At 54.9% G+C, this 17,359-nt stretch carries 14 protein-coding genes, 2 pseudogenes and 1 riboswitch; of the genes and pseudogenes, 11 read left to right on the forward strand and 5 right to left on the reverse strand.

Going from position 1 to position 17,359, the window contains the following annotated elements; all coding sequences use genetic code 11:
* Positions 1-3 precede the first annotated feature (3 nt).
* Positions 4-699 (forward strand): response regulator transcription factor, encoded by a 696-nt coding sequence (locus JW799_RS11590; RefSeq protein WP_080833352.1) that lies wholly within the window; start codon positions 4-6, stop codon positions 697-699.
* A 13-nt stretch (positions 700-712) separates the two neighbouring features.
* Here JW799_RS11590 and JW799_RS11595 read toward each other — a convergent pair whose 3' ends face one another.
* Together JW799_RS11595 and JW799_RS11600 are read right to left on the reverse strand one after the other, a co-directional pair.
* Positions 713-1,534, reverse strand: coding sequence for a coiled-coil domain-containing protein (locus tag JW799_RS11595; protein WP_205429915.1), 822 nt, complete (start codon positions 1,532-1,534; stop codon positions 713-715).
* A 164-nt stretch (positions 1,535-1,698) separates the two neighbouring features.
* Positions 1,699-1,911 carry a hypothetical protein gene (locus JW799_RS11600; RefSeq protein WP_080833349.1) on the reverse strand — a complete coding sequence of 71 codons (213 nt, stop codon included), beginning with the start codon at positions 1,909-1,911 and terminating at the stop codon, positions 1,699-1,701.
* A gap of 217 nt (positions 1,912-2,128) precedes the next feature.
* Here JW799_RS11600 and JW799_RS11605 point away from each other — a divergent pair, with 217 nt between their 5' ends.
* The 6 genes and pseudogenes from JW799_RS11605 to JW799_RS11630 all read left to right on the forward strand — a co-directional run bounded on the left by JW799_RS11605 (position 2,129) and on the right by JW799_RS11630 (position 9,135).
* Positions 2,129-3,526 (forward strand): hypothetical protein, encoded by a 1,398-nt coding sequence (locus tag JW799_RS11605; RefSeq protein ID WP_205429917.1) that lies wholly within the window; start codon positions 2,129-2,131, stop codon positions 3,524-3,526.
* A gap of 122 nt (positions 3,527-3,648) precedes the next feature.
* Complete coding sequence (locus tag JW799_RS11610) at positions 3,649-4,893, forward strand: DUF445 domain-containing protein (RefSeq protein WP_205429919.1); 1,245 nt, start codon at positions 3,649-3,651, stop codon at positions 4,891-4,893.
* A gap of 43 nt (positions 4,894-4,936) precedes the next feature.
* Positions 4,937-5,427 (forward strand): annotated as a pseudogene (gene infC / locus JW799_RS11615) (translation initiation factor IF-3).
* A gap of 64 nt (positions 5,428-5,491) precedes the next feature.
* Positions 5,492-5,637: riboswitch (cyclic di-AMP (ydaO/yuaA leader) on the forward strand.
* Between the two features lie 150 nt (positions 5,638-5,787).
* Entirely contained in the window at positions 5,788-6,456 is a 669-nt protein-coding gene (locus JW799_RS11620; protein WP_080833341.1) for an HAD family hydrolase, read from the forward strand.
* Between the two features lie 127 nt (positions 6,457-6,583).
* Positions 6,584-7,792: a mannitol-1-phosphate 5-dehydrogenase gene (locus tag JW799_RS11625; protein ID WP_080833340.1), complete on the forward strand. Its 1,209-nt coding sequence runs from the start codon at positions 6,584-6,586 to the stop codon at positions 7,790-7,792.
* A gap of 80 nt (positions 7,793-7,872) precedes the next feature.
* Positions 7,873-9,135 (forward strand): acyl-CoA dehydrogenase family protein, encoded by a 1,263-nt coding sequence (locus tag JW799_RS11630; RefSeq protein ID WP_205429922.1) that lies wholly within the window; start codon positions 7,873-7,875, stop codon positions 9,133-9,135.
* Between the two features lie 286 nt (positions 9,136-9,421).
* Here the strand turns inward: JW799_RS11630 and JW799_RS11635 are convergent.
* The 3 genes and pseudogenes from JW799_RS11635 to JW799_RS29600 all read right to left on the reverse strand — a co-directional run.
* A protein-coding gene (locus JW799_RS11635) for an IS3 family transposase (protein WP_338026352.1) occupies positions 9,422-10,977 on the reverse strand; the annotation gives its coding sequence in 2 pieces (ribosomal slippage) (positions 9,422-10,509 and positions 10,509-10,977; 1,557 coding nt in all).
* Positions 10,978-11,269: 292 nt separating this feature from the next.
* Positions 11,270-12,244 carry an aldo/keto reductase gene (locus JW799_RS11640; protein WP_205429924.1) on the reverse strand — a complete coding sequence of 325 codons (975 nt, stop codon included), beginning with the start codon at positions 12,242-12,244 and terminating at the stop codon, positions 11,270-11,272.
* A gap of 439 nt (positions 12,245-12,683) precedes the next feature.
* A pseudogene (locus JW799_RS29600) lies at positions 12,684-12,836 on the reverse strand (IS1380 family transposase); the annotation flags it as partial.
* Positions 12,837-13,405: 569 nt separating this feature from the next.
* Here JW799_RS29600 and JW799_RS11650 point away from each other — a divergent pair.
* The 4 genes from JW799_RS11650 (at position 13,406) to JW799_RS11665 (ending at position 16,719) form a co-directional block, all read left to right on the forward strand.
* A complete protein-coding gene (locus JW799_RS11650) occupies positions 13,406-14,026 on the forward strand; it encodes a response regulator transcription factor (protein ID WP_240353631.1) in 621 nt (206 codons plus the stop codon).
* Between the two features lie 228 nt (positions 14,027-14,254).
* Positions 14,255-15,553, forward strand: a complete 1,299-nt coding sequence (locus tag JW799_RS11655; protein WP_080834646.1) for an IS110 family RNA-guided transposase — start codon at positions 14,255-14,257, stop codon at positions 15,551-15,553.
* 411 nt (positions 15,554-15,964) lie between these two features.
* Positions 15,965-16,204 carry a bacteriocin gene (locus tag JW799_RS11660; RefSeq protein WP_139787122.1) on the forward strand — a complete coding sequence of 80 codons (240 nt, stop codon included), beginning with the start codon at positions 15,965-15,967 and terminating at the stop codon, positions 16,202-16,204.
* 269 nt (positions 16,205-16,473) lie between these two features.
* A complete protein-coding gene (locus tag JW799_RS11665; RefSeq protein WP_139787121.1) occupies positions 16,474-16,719 on the forward strand; it encodes a class IIb bacteriocin, lactobin A/cerein 7B family in 246 nt (81 codons plus the stop codon).
* Positions 16,720-17,359 lie beyond the last annotated feature (640 nt).

Genomic DNA, 17,359 nt, shown 5'->3' on the forward strand with positions numbered 1-17,359 from the left:
CGCATGAACGGTCATATACTCGTCGTCGAAGACGATGAAGACATCCGCGAAATTGTCTCCCTTTATTTAAGCAAGCAAGGCTTCGAAGTCACCGCCGCCGCAAGCATCGCCGAAGCCATGATCATATGCAGGAACGCGACGCCGGACCTGCTGCTTGCCGATATTTTGCTGCCGGACTCGACGGGGACGGAATTGACCCGATGGGTCAGAAAACGTTCCGATATGCCGATCATTCTGATGAGCTGCAAAAAGGAAGCGGACGACATCGTCGAAGGGCTCGAGCTTGGAGCGGACGATTATATTACGAAGCCGTTTGAACCGAGCGTCGTCGTGGCCCGCGTCAAGGCGCTTTTGCGCCGCACGCGGACGAAAGACACCTGGGAGGACGGAAGGCTCCGCATCGATCCGGTCGGGTGCGTCGTTACAATCGATAATCAGCCGGTTTCCTTGTTCGCGAAGGAGCTGCAGCTGCTGCTGTTCATGGCTTCCCATCATAATCAGGTTTACAGCGTCGAGCAATTGTACGAGCATATTTGGGGCTGGGACAAGGAAGGCGACTTGAGAACGGTCATGGTTCATATCAGCAACCTCCGGAAAAAGATCGAAGCGGATCCGGCCAATCCCTCTTATATCGTTACGGTGCGGGGATTCGGGTACAAATTTTGCTGGAATGCGGTTGACCGGACCATGTCGTCTTAACGCGGCAGTTCCGTCAGGCGGAAGCCGCAAGCCGCAGCTTGGCCTTCGCGATAACATTGGCGATCTGTTCCTCATAGCCGTAAATTTTCTCCTTGCGATTGACGATCTGCTGCTGAAGGGAGTTCAAACCGGCAAGCGCGCTGCGGGCGTCCTTGGCGCTGCCGGTCTTGACGGCCGCATTCAGCGATTTCATCACGGTCGAAACGGAGCTCTTGGGGGCGCCGATCGCCTTTTTCTCCGCTTGAATTCTCACCTTGACGGGGTCGATTTCGGCCAGCACGGCCCGAATCTGCTTCGCTTTTTTGCCGGTCGAATCCTTGAGCGACTTCAAAGCGTCCCGCTTCGCTTTAATATCCTCCCTGGCCAATTGGACGAGCGGCTTCAGCAAATTGGCCTGCGTCTGGAGCAGCTTCTTCAGCTCCTTGCTCTTCATCGCATTGGCCGCGCTGATTTGCTTGTTAAGCGAAGAATATCGGCTTAGCAGCGGGTCGTGCTTCGTTTCCGCCTGCTTCAATTGCGCTTCCAGCTTGCCGAGCTGCGAGGCGTTGATTTGCTTGATCTGGCTTTTGACCACTTTAACCGCTTCATCGTTGCTATAATGCAGCGCGTTGATTCTGGCATCCCAGCTGTCCGTCTGCTTCTGCAAGGAAAGAAATCCGTTATACGCGGCCTGCAGCTTGGCGGCTTCCGTCTTCTCCGTTACCGCGAGAAGCTTGTCCCACTTGGCTTGGGCCGCGGCCGTAAATTGCACCGTCGCGGCGTGCGACAAGGGGGCGAACGCGCTGACCAAACCGAAAACGAAAAGTGCTGCAGCAATCCATTTTCTCCAGTTCATGCTTGACTCCTCCAATCGATTCGTTGAATTTGGCAAAGCAAAAAGCACCTGCCGGAAAAGCCGAACGGCTTCCCTACAGGTGCTTCCTCGTAAGGTGATGCGAACTATTGTTCTCAGTTTAGACGATCGAAAACGGGATGTCAAGCGCTTGTCCGGGCGCGTGCCTATCTTTTTCTCAATTCGAAAAACTCGCAGCCGGCCCGGGAATGATAGGCCAGATCTCCGACGCCGGACTGGACGACGACCGTCCGTTCGTCAAAGCGAACGATGACGCCGCCGGAATCGACGATATGGTCGTCTTTGAACACGCGGACGGCGGCCCGCCGCTCTTGCGCCTCGGAAAAGTCGGGATCGGTCAGCAGCTTGCGATTGATCATGGCCGGGCTTGCCTCCTTAGGAATCGGTAACAGGAGAATACCAGTTTCCGGGCGGATGCACAAGGCCCGCAAGTCGCCAAACCAGCTCCATAATCAAGCTGTACGCGGAGATCCGCTTGATCCTTCGCGATACGAGCATCGCGACTATCGAAATACATTTATTTTTGTTCGCCTACATACACTGTATCACTTTCCGAAGAAGGATCGTGATGCGAGGATGGACATTGAACTGACGGCCCTGCATTGGGTGTATCTGGCGTTCATCGTCTTCATTCTGGTGCTGATGGCCAGGCGGCGCGACACGGTCATGCTTTGCGTAATCGGCGTCTTCGCGCTCGGTCTGATCGCGACCGAGAGCTTGACTCGATCCGTATCGGGCATCTTCAACGGCTTTATTTATGCGACAAAAGAGCTGGCCGGGACGATCTTCATCATTTCCATCATCGTGTCGATGAGCCGCGTCATGATCAAGACCGGCATCAACGAGCTGATGGTCGCGCCGCTGACGCGGTTCATTCGAACGCCCGCGATCGCGTTTTGGGGAATCGGCATCATTATGCTCGTTTCCTCTTTCTTTTTTTGGCCGTCTCCCGGCGTGGCGCTGATCGGGGCGGTGCTGCTGCCGGTCGCTCGGCGGGTCGGGCTGCCCGCGCTCGGCGCCGCGATCGCGATGAACCTGTTCGGCCACGGCATCGCGCTTTCCGGCGATTACGTCATCCAGGGAGCGCCGAAGCTGACCGCGGATGCCGCGGGTCTGCCGGTATCCGAGGTGATGGAGGCGAGCGTGCCGCTCGTCATCGTCATGGGGGCCGTCACGACGATCGCCGCATTCTGGATGATGCTGCGGGATCAGAAAAACGGGAAGTGGCGGGACGGCCTGGTCGCTTCGGCGGACCGTTCGATCCAGGCGTCGGACGAGCGGATCGCCCTGCCGCCGCGCGTCCGGCGATGGGCGGCCGCGATCATTCCGCTGCTGTTCGCGGCCGATGTCGCCGCGATGTTCGCTTTCGACCTGCAGGGGGGCGACGCCACCGCGTTGATCGGGGGCACCGCCGTCATCATCCTCATCGTTCTCGCGCTGCTCGCCCACCGCGGCGAAGGGCTGGAGGAGACGACGTCCTACCTCGTGCAAGGCTTTCAATTCGGCTTTAAAGTGTTCGGTCCGGTCATTCCGATCGCCGCCTTCTTCTATTTGGGCGATGCGGCGTTCGCGGAGCTGCTCGGCTCGCACTTGCCGGCCGGTTCCCACGGCATCGTCAACGACCTCGGCGTTGCCCTGGCCGAAACCGTCCCGGTCAACGGCATCGTCGGCTCGATTACACTGACGGTCACCGGCGCCATCACCGGGCTCGACGGCTCCGGGTTTTCCGGCATCTCGCTCGCGGGCTCCGTGGCGAACATGTTCGCCACGGCGATCGGCTCCGGCGCGGCGACGCTGACGGCGCTCGGCCAGGTGGCCGCCATTTGGGTCGGCGGCGGCACGATCGTGCCGTGGGCGCTCATTCCCGCCGCGGCCATTTGCGGCGTCAGCCCGTTCGAGCTGGCCAGACGCAACCTGAAGCCGGTGCTGATCGGCCTGGCCGTCACAACCGTCGTCGCGATGTTTCTCGTTTGAGGCGGCCGGCGGCTTGAAGGCATGCGGACGACCCTGTCGCGGCTTCTTCCCTGCCCTTTGATCATGGAAGGTTATTCCGGGTAAAATAGAAGTTATACATCCCGGAATAAAAGGAGCAACCGATGGCACGAGAAGCGAAACATACGGCGGCGATATCGCTTGGCATCATGGGAGCGGGGTTTCTCGCGACGTTCCCGGCGGACGGACATTGGGCGGGGGCGCTGCTGCACGGCGGTTTCGAGGCCGGTCTCGTCGGCGGCCTGGCCGACTGGTTTGCGGTAACGGCCCTGTTCCGCAAGCCGCTCGGCCTGCCGATTCCGCACACCGCTTTGCTCCCCCGCAACCGGGACAAGGTGGTCCGTTCCCTGATTCATGTCATCGAGAACGAATTTTTGACGAAAGAGAGCATCAAGCAAAAGGCGGGAGAGCTCCGCATCGGGGAGAAGCTGCTCGAAATCGCCGAAGGCCGGCTTCCGGACATCGTCCGCGCGGCGGTCCTGCTCGGCGACTACGGGCTGAAGCATCTGCCTGCGGAGCGCCTGGCCGCGTTTGCGGCGGGGGAGCTGCGGCGAATCGCGGAGAAGGCGGACGCGGCCGCCGTTCTGCGGGCCTTGCGTAACGAGATTTTGGAGCGGGGGTACGAGGAGCGGGCGCTGGACTTTTTGCTGGACAAGGCGGAAGACCTCGTTTCCTCGGATACCGCCCGCTACCAGCTCGGAAGCATGGCGGCTTCGGCACTCGGAAACCTTCAGGTGAACGGCTTGATGGGGTTCGCTGTCAACGCGTTCGTCGGATTTATGAGCGAGGACAAGCTGGGCTACATGCTGCAGGGCGCGATTCTGGGCAAGCTGCGGGAGATGACCGCCGACGAGGGGCACCCGCTGCGGGTGCTGCTGCTTAACGAGCTGCGGCGCGCGCTGATCGATCTGGACCGCAACGAAGCGTTGATCCGGGAGCTTGACGGCGCCAAGTCGCGCCTTCTGGAGCAATGGGACGCCGAAGCCTATCTTCGGCGCTGGATCGAGGAGCTTCGCGACCGGACGCTGGAATGGATCCATAGCGAGCGGTTCGAGCGGGATTTCGCGCTGCCGCTGCTCGCGAAGCTGATCGAGCGGGTAAGAGGCAACGAGGAGCTGTTGAATGCGTTTCAAAACTGGACCCAGACGCAAATTTCCCAAATCGTCGAGCGAAACCACTCCAAAATCGGCAAGCTCGTGCAGGAAAATCTGGACAAGCTGGACAACGATACGCTCATCGCGATGATGGAGGACAAGCTCGGCAAAGATTTGCAGTGGATTCGGGTTAACGGGGCGGTATGCGGCTTTTTGATCGGGCTGGCGCTCGAGGGCATCAATTTGATGTTATAGGTGCTATAATCGAGTCATTATCGAGGCCGGAGGGAACGAGCGAATGCTGATCATGAACGAGAAAATCAAAGCTTCCGAAGTCGAGCTGACGGGCCTGGACGGAGAGGCGCTGGGCATCGTCCCGCGCGCGGAGGCGTTGGAGCTGGCGAAGCGGCTGAAGGCGGACCTGGTATGCGCCTCGCTGCTCAGCAGCCCGCCCCTTGCAAGCTGGTTGCCCGGGGGCAGGCGAAGCAGGAGCGGCAGCAGGAGAAAAAGCAGGACCGGGCGGAGGCGCAATCGCTTAAAACGAAGGAAATTCGCCTCACTCCGCACATTGAAGACCACGACTACGAGACGAAGCTCCGCCAGGCGGAGAAGCTGCTGCAGTCGGGCCGCTCCGTGCAGCTTGTCGTTCGTCTGACGAACGCGAAGGAAGGGCAGCGGGCGAAGGAGCTGCTCGAAGCGATGCTCAAGGATTTGCAAGGCGCCGGAACGAAAAAAACGGCCGTGCAAACGAGCGGAAAGCAGGCGGCCGTGCTTGTACTGCCGCGATAAATTTATGTAAGAAAATCTGACTTAAGCGTTTACAATCCTTTACAAATGATAAATAAGACGGTATAGTGGTACTACGCTTAGTTTCCGGCTATATAGGTCGGGAAGCGGGGGAACCAGTTTTTGGGGCGAGTCGTTCGTCTTTTCGATGAACGTAGGGTACCATCTACCCGAGTCCGTCAGCTAACCTCGTCAGCAGGAGATGGGTCATTTCTTTGCTTATAACCAAGTAGAGTGAGGGCCCCCGCACGGTAGGGCTCTTTTTGTTTTATGATGGCCCCTGTTTTTTCTCCTATATCCGTTTCCCGCCGTTTTCCGCCGCTCTCGGACGATAAGCGAAAATGAAGGAGGGAACCGCGAAACATGATCAAAGCTCTTATTTTCGATTTCGACGGAACGATCATCGACACGGAAACCGCTTGGTACGTCGCTTTTCGCGAAGCTTACCAGCGGTATGAAGTCGATCTCAGCCTGGAGATGTACTCCGGATGCATCGGAACGAGCTTGCACGCCTTTAATCCTTACGAATATTTGATGACGGAATTGAAGCTTCCGATCGATCGGGACCAGTTTCGCGTTTCCGTTCAGGAACGCCATGCGGCGCTTATGCTTCAGGAAGCCGTCCGGCCCGGCATTCTGCATTTTCTGGATTCCGCCAAGGCGGCCGGCCTGCGAATCGGCCTGGCCTCCAGCTCGGATCGGGCCTGGATCGACCGGCACCTGGAACAGCTTAATCTGAAGGAATATTTCGAAGTCATTCGAACGAAGGACGATGTCCGGGAGGTCAAGCCGAATCCCGAATTGTACCTTCAGGTGCTTGAAGCGATGGGCATTGCAAACGACGAAGCCGTCGCGATCGAGGATTCGCCCAACGGCGCGCGTGCCGCTGTTGCCGCAGGACTGCGCTGCGTCGTCGTCCCGAACGAAATCACGCAAAGCCTGGAGTTTCCGGAGCTTCCGGGAGCCATCTGGGCCAAATCGCTGGAAGAAGTCGTCTTCGAGTCGCTTTTGACCGGTTCGCCCGTCCGCTAAACCCGGCGGCGGCGAACTTGTCCTAGAGGCGGGGGCGAAAGCTCCGCACCGTCAATAAATTGAAAATTCAGATATTATTTTCACCGTAAAGGCTGGGGTTTTTGATAAGGGAGAGGAGAGAACGATATTGAAATCAAGGAGAGCCGTCCATTTCGGAGCGGGCAATATCGGCAGGGGACTCGTCGGGTTGCTGTTGTCGCAGTCGGGGTATGAGATCTGTTTTGTCGCCCGCAACGAGAAACAGATCGAGCTGCTGCAGCAAAGAAAACAGTACACGGTCACCTTGGCCAACGAAAACAGGGATACGAACGTCGTGCGCAACGTATCGGCCGTCCATGTCAAAAACGACAAAGCCTTGCGGCAAACGATCGCCGAAGCGGACTTGGTCACGACGGCCGTCGGCGCTTCTTCGCTGCCTCATATCGCGGAGTCGCTCGCCAAAGGCATCGCTTTCCGCCTGCGGGAAAACAAACGGCCATTAAACGTCATCGCCTGCGAAAACGCCGTCGGGGGCAGCGCACAGCTCAAGAAGCTGGTGTACCGCCATCTGGATGAGCAGTCCCGCGAACGGGCGGACCGTTACGTTTCTTTTCCCAACTCCATCGTCGACCGGATCGTTCCGCAGCAAAAAAACGAAGATCCGCTCGCGGTGCAGGTCGAGCCTTTTTTCGAATGGGTCGTTCATCGTTCCGGCAATATGGGCGATATCGGGGATATTCGGGGCATTCAGGTCGTCGATAAGCTGGAGCCGTATACGGAGCGCAAGCTGTTCACCGTAAATACGGGTCACTGCGTTGCCGCTTATTTCGGCTACTTGTCCGGCTATCGGACGATTCAGGAAGCGTTGAAGGATGCCCGCCTTCGCTCCAAAGTCGAGAAAGTGCTTCATGAAACGGGAGAAATGCTCATTCGAAAGCATGGCTTTAACGAGTTGGAGCATCGAAAATACATCCGCAAAACGCTTGAACGGTTCGCCAATCCGGCGCTGGCCGACAAAGTGATTCGCGTCGGAAGGTCGCCGCTGCGCAAGCTGGCGCCGAACGACCGCCTCGTTCGCCCCGCGCTCCAGGCGCTGGCGCTCGGGGTCGAGGCGCCGCACCTCGTCTCCGCCATCGCCTCCGCCTTGATGTTCGATTACGAGGGCGATCCGGAAGCGGTAAGGCTGCAGGAGTTGATCCGCAAATACGGCGTCTCCCACGCGCTGACCGGAGTGACGGGAATTCCGGAAAAAAACCGGCTGCACGCCCTCGTCGCCGCCGAATACGGGAAAATGCGGCAGGCGGCGATGCGGCCGCCGCTCGGGAATATGTCGACGCTCGGGAATATGTCGAAATGACATCGGCCTTGGCCCGGTATTATACTGGGCTAAGGCTTGTTTTTTTGCAGATTATAACGACAAGGGTGAGGCCGGTGTTTTTGGAGGACGACAGTTGGATACGCTCGGTGCGGGAACGCTCCGGGCCGATGGAGAGGGCGGGCGAGCTTGATTCCGATTTGATCGAAGCGATCTATGAGGAAAAGCTGTTCAAGCTGTTCGTGCCGGAATCGATGAACGGCGCCATGACGCCGCTGCCCGAGGCGCTCCGCGCGTTCGAACGGGCGGCGTGGATCGACGGGGCGCTCGGCTGGGCGGTGACGATCGGGGCCGGGGGCGGTTTTTTCGCGGCGACGATGGATCAGGAGAGAGCGCGGGAGCTGTTTTCGGCGCGCGAGGCGGTCATCGCCGGAAGCGGCCTGCCGACCGGCCGCGCCGTGCGCGCGGAAGGAGGCTATCGGGTGTCGGGGCGCTGGAGCTATTGCAGCGGGGCGTTGTACGCGAGCTTCTTTACGGCGAATTGCGTCGTTGTCGCGGCGGAAGCCGGCGAGGCCGGGGCGGATAGAGTAGGTGGAGCTGACGGGGCCGGTGGGGCCGGGGCGGAAAGGGATGACGGAGCTGGCAGGGCCGGTGGAGCCTGGGCAGAAAGGGATGACGGAGCTGGCAGGGCCGGTGGAGCCTGGGCGGATAGGGTTGGCGAAGCAGACGGGGCCGGTGGGGCCGATGCGGGGAGACCGCCGCTTGTTCGCTCGTTCGCTTTTCTGCCCTGGCAGGTTGAAGTGATTCGCGATTGGAACGCCTTCGGACTTAGGGCGACGGGCAGCCATACGATCGTTGTGAACGACGCGTTCGTCCCGGACGACATGACGTTCGACATTATGGAGCCGCCGCGGCTTGCGGACCCGATTTACCGGTATCCGTTTCTGCCGTTTGCCCAAACGTCGTTCGCCGCCGTCGTCCTGGGCATCGGCCGGCATTTTCTGGACGAATGCGCGGGATTTGCGGACGAGCGCAAAGCCGATTGGGAGGCCGTCAAGCCGCGGAAGTTGGAGCTGCTGCTGTCGTCGCTGGCCGAATGGCGGCGGGAGGTCGACGCGGCTGCCGATCGCTTCCATGCGGCGGCGACCGAGACATGGGCCGGCTTTTTGCGGGCCGGCGCGCTTTCCCCCGAGGCGGAACGGCTTGTCGGCCGCCGCAGCCGGGAAGCGGCCCGAACCGCCGTCCGCGCGGCGGAGGCGCTGTTCCCGCAGCTCGGCATGACGGCGCTGCGGCAGGATCACCCGCTCAACCGGACGTGGCGGGATTTGCACACGGCGGCTCAGCACTCGGTGCTGCAGCCGGACGGCGATGAGGAGAATATCTGACGAAACCTTCTCCGCCAAGGCGGGATCATTAAAAAGAATCGCCAGGACGGGCGCGGGGCCTGCCGAGCGATTCTTTTTTAGTTTAAACTCTTCACCGTGCGAAAGCTGCTGCTCGTTTGAACCGCCAACCGCATGCAGCCGAACGCATTTGAGTAAAAATGACTCATCTGCCCGCCACCGCACGCCCGCTGCCGATCCAGTTGAGTCGTGGCGACTCATCTCAACCCTCCATGCGCAAACGGTATTTGTCAAGATAGTTGTCGCGATTCCTTAGGGAAAGTAAATGTTAAGATAGCGATTTTTTTGCAGCCGGAATAAGCGTCACTTTTTCAGGATTCAGCCAGACTTCATCTTTCAGGCTCCAGTCGCGAATGGTGCCAGACCAGCGATTAGGGTTTCTGGCTTTTGCGGCCAAATAAATCTCCTTGCGTTTCTCAAACACTTGGTGTGCTAATCCTTCATGCCGCTGGTTAGGTGTAATAAAATTCAGTCCGCTGTGTCGATGTTGTTCGTTGTACCAGCGAACAAATCGCATGACCCATTCACGCGCCTCTGACAAGGCCTTAAAGCCTTCCGTTGGATAGCCAGGACGGTACTTGCATGTGCGGAAAATCGATTCTGCGTAAGGGTTGTCGTTGCTGACGCGTGGTCGGCTTCGAGAGGGGGTAATGCCCAAACTGTACAGGGTCTCCAGCAACGTGGCCCCCTTCATCGGGCTTCCGTTATCCGAGTGAAGCACAAGCGGCTGCCGACGAATCACGCATTGCTCTCGCACGACCGTACGACGGATCAATTGACTGGCATGCTCGGCAGACTCTTCTTCCCAAATCTCCCAGCCTACAATTTTACGGCTGTACAAATCCAGGATGAGATACAGGTAGAAGAACAACCCCTTCACGGGCCCGGGCAACCAAGTGATATCCCACATCCATACTTCATTCGGGCCGCTCGCAGCGTGGCTGGTGATGGGTTTAAGGGTGCGTTTCTTGCTGCGCCCGCGATGGTGCTGCTGATTGTATTTATGCATCACCCGGTAAAAGCTGGACTCGGAGGCGATGTAGGTTCCTTCATCGGCCAGCGCCGGCACAATCTGGCTTGGCGGCAGGCTCCTGTACGGCGGCTGCTGAAGAACCTCCAGCACCTGCTGCTCTTCTGCATCGCTTAGCTTGTTAGCGGGTGTCGGCCGTTTGGCGTGAGGGCGTCCGTCTACGGTACCGCCTTGCTTGCGCCAGCGTTGCAGCGTTCGCTGAGTCAGTCCGAGCTCTCGGCAAGCAGCCGCTTCTCTTGCGCCGGCAGCAACGGCTTCTTGAATCAGTGTAAGGGCATGCTCGCGATCTGAGGCACTGATCATTCGTCCTCTTGGTCCCCCCAGATCGCTTGGGCCTTTTTTCGCAACACCAACAAGGCGGCGGCTTCGGCGAGCGCTGCTTCTTTGCGCTTAAGCTCTCGATTTAATGCCTTGTTCTCTTGCTCTTTCTCGCGGAGTTCCTTCTGAAGCCTGTTCGCTTGCGAGACGATTCCGCCATTGGCTTGCATACACGCATCCCGCCATGCTTCCACCTGCTCAACAAACAGCCCTTTTGTCCGACAATACTCTGCCAGTTCGATTTCGCTCAAACTTGCGGTTTCGACGACGACAGCGAACTTCTCCTGCGTACTCCAACGTTCGGGCTGTACGTCATCACCGGGTATCATACCTTGTGCTTTTGCCGCCTTCTTCCACTTAAATAAAGTCGTCTCCGATAGACCGATTTCCTTAGCAAGCCGACTGACCGGCTCGTTGTACGGGGGCATCATACGCTGTACAATGCTTTGCTTGAATTCTTTGGTTACGGGATTCACGTTCTCCACCTCGTCCTCGTTTCTCCTCACTATATATTCAATTTGGGGGTACGACAACTATTCTGACAGAGGGGGCAAATGGCCCCACGAACTTGAGTAAAAATGACTCATCTGCCCGCCACCGCACGCCCGCCAGCGATTCGGTTGAGTCGTGATGACTCATCCCAACCCGCCAAACGCATGCGACCGTACGCAGTTGAGTAAAATTTACCCATCTGAATGCCTTCGCACACCCGCTAACGATCAAGTTGAGTCGTGGCGACTCAACTTGGACCCTTCATCGCGGGGCGGCTTAAGGAATCCGCTGCCCGCGGGCGCTCACGTACAATTTGTACCATTCCTCGCGCGACAGTTCGACCTTCTCGGCGTCTTGACAGGCGCGAATCCGCTCCGGATTTTTCGTGCCGATAATCGCCTGAATGCCGGCCGGATGCTTCAGCAGCCAGGCGAGGACGATCGCTTCCCGCGTCGTGCCCTTCCGCTCGGCGAGCCGGGCGACCATCGCCGCGGTCTGCTGGACCGATTCGCTCTCGCCGTCGATGTTCCGCCCCGTAAACAACCCCTGGTCGAGCGGGCCCCATGCCTGCAACTGAATGCCCTCCAGGCGGCAATATTCCAGCGTGCCTTCCGGGAACGTGTCGTCCTTCGCCACGAGGCGGTTCAGATGAACGCCCTGATCGAGCCAGCCGCAATGCTTCAGGCTGAGCTGCAGCTGATTGACGATCAGCGGCTCGTCCAGAGAAGCTTGCAGCAGCCGAATTTGCCCCGCGCTCATATTGGATACGCCGAACGCGCGCACCTTGCCGTCCCGCTTCAGGATGGTCAGCGCTTCGGCTACTTCTTCCGGGTCCATCAGCGGGTCCGGCCGGTGCAGCAGCAGGATGTCGAGGTATTCGACGCCCAGCCGCTTCAGGCTCCCGTCCACGCTGTTCAAAATATGCTCCTTGGAAAAATCGTAGCGCTGCGGCTCGTCCGGTCCGTCCTCCAGCCGGATGCCGCACTTGGACTGGATCAGCATCCTCTCGCGCAGACCGGGGCGCTCCTTCAGCACTTGACCGAACACGGCCTCGGCCTTGCCTCTCGTATAAATATCCGCATGATCGAAAAAGTTGACGCCGATCGACAAGGCGGCCTCGATCGCTTCGTGCGCTTCCTTGACGTGCGCGGGCTCGATCGGATCGCGGTTCCAGCCGCCGCCGAGCGGCATGCAGCCGAGGGCGATCCGGCTGGCTTCGATGCCGCGCTTTCGCAACGGGATCATCGTCATCGTGGCAACGCTCCTTTTTTTCGGAAATGGCGTGACAACTTTTATTATAGAAATAACGGGAAGAAGGAGAAAGCGGTTCATTTTAAAACTAGGGTAGAAAAAATTAAGAGAAATTCGACATTAACCGACATTGCCTAATCGAAAAATGGTATAAAATGTTTTCTGGATTTTATTTCCTCGGGATTTTATTTCTTGCAGCGAATCAGAGACGGGAGGCTGGAACGATGAATGTAAAAACGATTTTCGACTCGTTAAATCGACTCGTACAAAAACGCCCGGCTATAGGCTGGATGATTCTGGTTGCGTTTGCTCTTTGCGCTTTGGCCACCGTGTTTGGAAGGGTAAGCGACTTTATTAACGGCTTTCGTGACGGTTGGAATGCATATTGAATAGGCGTTTTGCGGAGCTCCGATATGACAATGTTAGCGAGATGAATGAAACGCTGGTTGTAGAAGCGCCACAAATCGATCGGCGGCCATCCCCAATTGGTCCCGATCGCTTCGTATTGCCCGTCCGTGTCGAACTCGATACGACCCTGGCCGTCGTCAACCCCTTGCGCCTTCCGAAAAACCGCCGCCCGGCGGTTTTTTTTCTTCAGGAAATCGCTTTGCAAATTTCCTGATCCCGAAATTCGACGAAGACGTCTGGCAGCCGTTAGCGCACTTGCGCTCAGTTCTATCCGCCGATCCGGGCTTATGGCCGGTCGGAGGAGGAGGAATACCCGGTCGCCGGTCGGGTTTTGACTTGCAGCTCCTTCCTGTGCCGCAGATTTTGAGGAAATCAAAGGCGGCTCCGATGCGACCGCGATCAGTTCCCATGCCAAAGGTCATAATTCCAGGATCCGTTCCCAACATACTGAAAATATTTGGTTAAATTTTAAGGTATTCGACAAATTATTACAAAAAACAGCGATTCAAAGGTGTAAAATGTGCGCATGACTAATTTACTATATTTTCTGAATGCTTCCATGATTTCTATTTTTGGCAATTGGAAGTCGAAACTTAGCTGCTGCGGGTTGTGAAACTGTTCGGTCTGCGGCACTCGTTGTTCTCGTTTAATAATGGCTGAAGTAGTGCAGCAAAATTATCGTCGTAACTGCGCCCATAGATGAATGAATCGACAGGAAATACGAAGGAAAGGAAGTCATTGCATTTGAGCGATATGCCTATTCGTATTGGGATCGTCGAGGATGATCCGCTGTTCCTGCTGGCGTTGTCTCGCTACTTAAATTCCCAGCCCGATATGAACGTTACAGGAACCGCTGCCAGCCGTGCCGAAGCCTTGCAAATGATACTACTGAAGCCTCTAGACTTGATTTTAATGGATGTCGTTCTGTCGGACCAATTAGATGACGGCATTCAGGCTACTATTGAAATTCTGGAGTCGCTTAAAGTGAAAATCATTATGATGTCATCCCGCCGAGATAAAGACATAATTCTTCGTGCGTTTGCGGCAGGGGCGATTGATTTTGTTCCAAAAACCAGGTACCGGCAATTGCCCGAAATTATCCGTGCCGCATTGGATGTTTTCAATCCGCATGCCATATTGGCTGAGGAATACGGGGAGCTGCGGAAAAAGGAACTACTTTCACGTTTGTCTGCATCCGAACAAGAAATATTTGAATTATTGCACCAAGGGTATACCCGCTCCGAGATTGAAAAGAAACTTTTTAAGTCAGCTAGTACGATAAAGAATCAAATTAACAGCATTCTCCGGAAATTGGAGGTTTCAAATTCGAGAGAAGCAGTTCGTAAGGTCGAAACGCGTGGAGTAGGAAGATAAACAAGAAGATCAGGCTGTTTGTAGATAAGAATTCGCGCCAAAAAGATCCAAAAAATTTAGAACTACCATTAATAGATTAAATTCACTATTTTAGAAGTGGCTCTATAAAATAAGGAGCCATTCCTGTAATGAATTAAAATGCGGTTTGCAAAACAAAAAGCGCCTCCTGTATGCTGGGTCTCGGAATGGTGCACATTCACTGCCCTAATTAAGAGGAGGACGCTCACTATGAAGTTTAACCAATCGAGCAAGCAAAATCAACGGATTTCGAGAATTTCTGAAACAACATTGGTCATCGGGACGGATATCGCGAAGCACAACCATGTCGCTCGGGCCTTCACCTACCGTGGCATTGAGCTCGGTAAGCGTTGCCTGTTCCAGAACGACGAGAATGGCCTACTGGACTTGTTGGCCTGGGCCGAATCCATCCAGCAAGAACATGGACTGACGGACGTACTACTTGGCGTAGAGCCCACCGGGCACTACTGGTTCCCGCTGTTTCACTTCCTGAAGCAGCGCAGCATCGAAGTGGTGCTCGTGAATCCGCATCACGTCAAGAAAAGCAAGGAACTCGACGACAACTCGCCGACCAAGAACGACATCAAAGATGCGAAGGTCGTCGCCAAACTCGTCATCGACGGACGCTATACACAGCCGCAGCTGCCGGAGGGTGTTTACGCCGACCTGCGTGTACTGATGAACCAGCGTGACCGTCTATGCGGGGATTTGAATCGGGTGAAAGGAAGAATCCACAATTGGCTGGATCGCTTCTTTCCCGAATATAGGCAAGTGTTTAAAGACTGGGAAGGCAAGGCCTCGCTCATTACGTTGCAACACTTTCCGCTGCCACAAGACGTCGTCTCCGCCGGCGAAACGACAGTCGTGGCGACTTGGAAGAAGAACGATGTGAAACGAGCTGTGGGCCCCAAGAGAGCGGGACTGCTCTACCGGAAAGCCCAAACGTCCATCGGCCTCACGGAAGGCGCTACGGCGGCCAAACATGAGCTAGCCATGTATTTGGAACAGTACGCCATGCTGTGCAGGCAGATCGAACAACTGATGGAGCATGTGGCGGATCTGGTGGAACAGATTCCGGGCGCCACCCACATGATGAGCATTCCGTGTATCGGCCTCATCACTGTGGCAGGATTCCTGGCGGAAGTCGGAGACTTGAGCGGCTACGATCACAGCAGGCAAATCGTTCGTCACGCCGGTCTCAGCCTGCGAGAAAACAGCTCCGGGCTTCACAAAGGGGAAACGACCATCAGCAAGCGAGGTCGTTGTCGTCTCCGGGCTTTGCTGTACCGGGCGGCATTGACCTTGGTTGCCAAAAATCCGGAGTTCCGCGCACTGCACCTGTACTTCACGACGCGCCGGGATAATCCGCTGAAAAAAAAGCAGTCGATGATTGCGATTTCGAGCAAGCTCATTCGAGTCATGTTTGAGCTAGGCCGTAAACAGAAGAACTATGACGTCAGCAAAGTACTCGGCCCCCATCGGGAGGCTCAATTGCAAGCGGCAGCTTAATTCATTCACAGATGGATAACTCACTTTGGTTTCATCGCTTACACACATGTTGATCTTTGACAAACGAAGCACGGATAGGCTGGGAGTAATCGATTCCATTAGGGCAACGACCCCGTAAAGGAGCTAACCTGGCCTCCACCCCTTGAGAGGTAGAACGAAGGAATGTAAGGGCAACGACCCAGGGAGATATGGGAGGGTAAACCGCAAGGGCACATGTGGAGATCCATATGCGACCATACGGCTTTCAAAAAGCGGGGTGGTCCCCACCTCTATTCCCGCCAACAGGTCGATCCCAAATATTCGCTCCGCGTCAAATCTTATCCAAGGGAGCCTCGGATGTCAAAGTTGAAATCCTGAGAAAATGCGAGAAAAACGGAGAAAAGATTAATTTATTGAGGGAGGTCGTGTTTAATGACAGCTGTAGGTTTTTATGATCTCTCCAAAGAAGAATTATTGGAAGTTGACGGAGGAGGATTTTGGTCAAGCGTTGCTTACTACGCATTTACTGGTGGAATGGGTGCTTTGGGAGCGGCAGCTGGAGCGGCAATAGGCGGTCCTGTTGGAGGGGTGATTGGAGGGCGAATTGGGACCGTTGTAGGCGGAGGAATAGGAGCTTACGTAGGAGACCTAATTTGGGATGCAGCACATTAAAATTCGATGATACAAACATTAATTAACATTTCTATCATAATTATTGCTCTTGTGATCTTGGATTTTGTTATCGAAGCCAAGTTTCATATTCGAAAGCGTATTGTTAAAAAGGTCGGCGTACTTCTTACAATTATTTTATCAATTGTGTTTGTGGCGGGGATTGATACTATTTTGTTAAACTATTGGCCGGAACTCCAAAATAATGAATTATATAAATTCACTAAAATTGGATTTATCGTTTATTTCGTGCCTAAGAAAGGGGATAAAACATGACTCAATTTATTGAACTTAATGAACAGGAATTGAAAGAAGTTGACGGGGGAGGCCTTTTAGGTGCAATCGCTGGCGGTGTAATCGGTGGTCTTATCGGAGTTGGTGTCGGAATGGTTGCCTACACAACAGGAAGACTAACAGGAAATACTTCTACAAGCAGCTTTAATTCTGTTATGAGAGACTCCATGATGGCAAGCGCAGGAATTGGAATGTCGTTTGGAGCATTAGCTCCAACTCCTTGATTAAACAAAAAGAGGACTAGGTAGCCTGGTCCTCTTTATCTAGTATGATAAAAACTAACTTATGAGGTCAATATAGATGATAAGAATTGAATTAAATAAGAGCATTCGCTTTGAAAATGTCGCTTCTATTCGAAAAAAATTAAAAAAATCTAACATAAATCGTGCCGTTTCGTAACCTGCCGAATTATCAAACCGTAAACTACAAATATCAAAATTCAGGTGAACTTTATGAAAAAAAACAATCATATTTTGTTTAATTATAACATTAATTTTTTCGGTTCTTAGTTTTATCTATTATATCCCAACATTTACGGATACGACAATTTTAGTGTTGGGCGTGGTTGTTATGCTAAATCTTTTTATAGTTGCTGAGCTAAATAAAATAACCCAACAACCTGAAAAAGTTCAGCTTTGGAGAGTGTACTTTTCTGTTATTTGTTCCGGATTAATATTAGTTATTAAGATGTGAAGCGGAATTGTGAAGTCTGAGAGACTTGCTTTTGAGAAAGGGGTGAAAAAATGGAGTGAGTTCTTTCGACTACGGGTTCTATTTAATTGACGAGTATTATTGGAGTTTTATCTCAAAAATAATTAATCTATTAAATTTAAATTCGGGAATACCAGCAAAACAAAATTTTAA

Source organism: Cohnella algarum (genome assembly GCF_016937515.1).
In the GTDB taxonomy this organism is placed as follows: Bacteria; Bacillota; Bacilli; order Paenibacillales; family Paenibacillaceae; genus Cohnella; species Cohnella algarum.

Excerpts from the sequence above, each read along its gene's own strand:
- JW799_RS11590 (WP_080833352.1), top strand. The coding sequence starts at position 4 with ATGAACGGTCATATACTCGTCGTCGAAGACGATGAAGACATCCGCGAA.
- JW799_RS11595 (WP_205429915.1), bottom strand. The coding sequence starts at position 1,534 with ATGAACTGGAGAAAATGGATTGCTGCAGCACTTTTCGTTTTCGGTTTG.
- JW799_RS11600 (WP_080833349.1), bottom strand. The coding sequence starts at position 1,911 with ATGATCAATCGCAAGCTGCTGACCGATCCCGACTTTTCCGAGGCGCAA.
- JW799_RS11605 (WP_205429917.1), top strand. The coding sequence starts at position 2,129 with ATGGACATTGAACTGACGGCCCTGCATTGGGTGTATCTGGCGTTCATC.
- JW799_RS11610 (WP_205429919.1), top strand. The coding sequence starts at position 3,649 with ATGGCACGAGAAGCGAAACATACGGCGGCGATATCGCTTGGCATCATG.
- JW799_RS11620 (WP_080833341.1), top strand. The coding sequence starts at position 5,788 with ATGATCAAAGCTCTTATTTTCGATTTCGACGGAACGATCATCGACACG.
- JW799_RS11640 (WP_205429924.1), bottom strand. The coding sequence starts at position 12,244 with ATGACGATGATCCCGTTGCGAAAGCGCGGCATCGAAGCCAGCCGGATC.
- JW799_RS11650 (WP_240353631.1), top strand. The coding sequence starts at position 13,406 with ATGCCTATTCGTATTGGGATCGTCGAGGATGATCCGCTGTTCCTGCTG.
- JW799_RS11655 (WP_080834646.1), top strand. The coding sequence starts at position 14,255 with ATGAAGTTTAACCAATCGAGCAAGCAAAATCAACGGATTTCGAGAATT.
- JW799_RS11660 (WP_139787122.1), top strand. The coding sequence starts at position 15,965 with ATGACAGCTGTAGGTTTTTATGATCTCTCCAAAGAAGAATTATTGGAA.
- JW799_RS11665 (WP_139787121.1), top strand. The coding sequence starts at position 16,474 with ATGACTCAATTTATTGAACTTAATGAACAGGAATTGAAAGAAGTTGAC.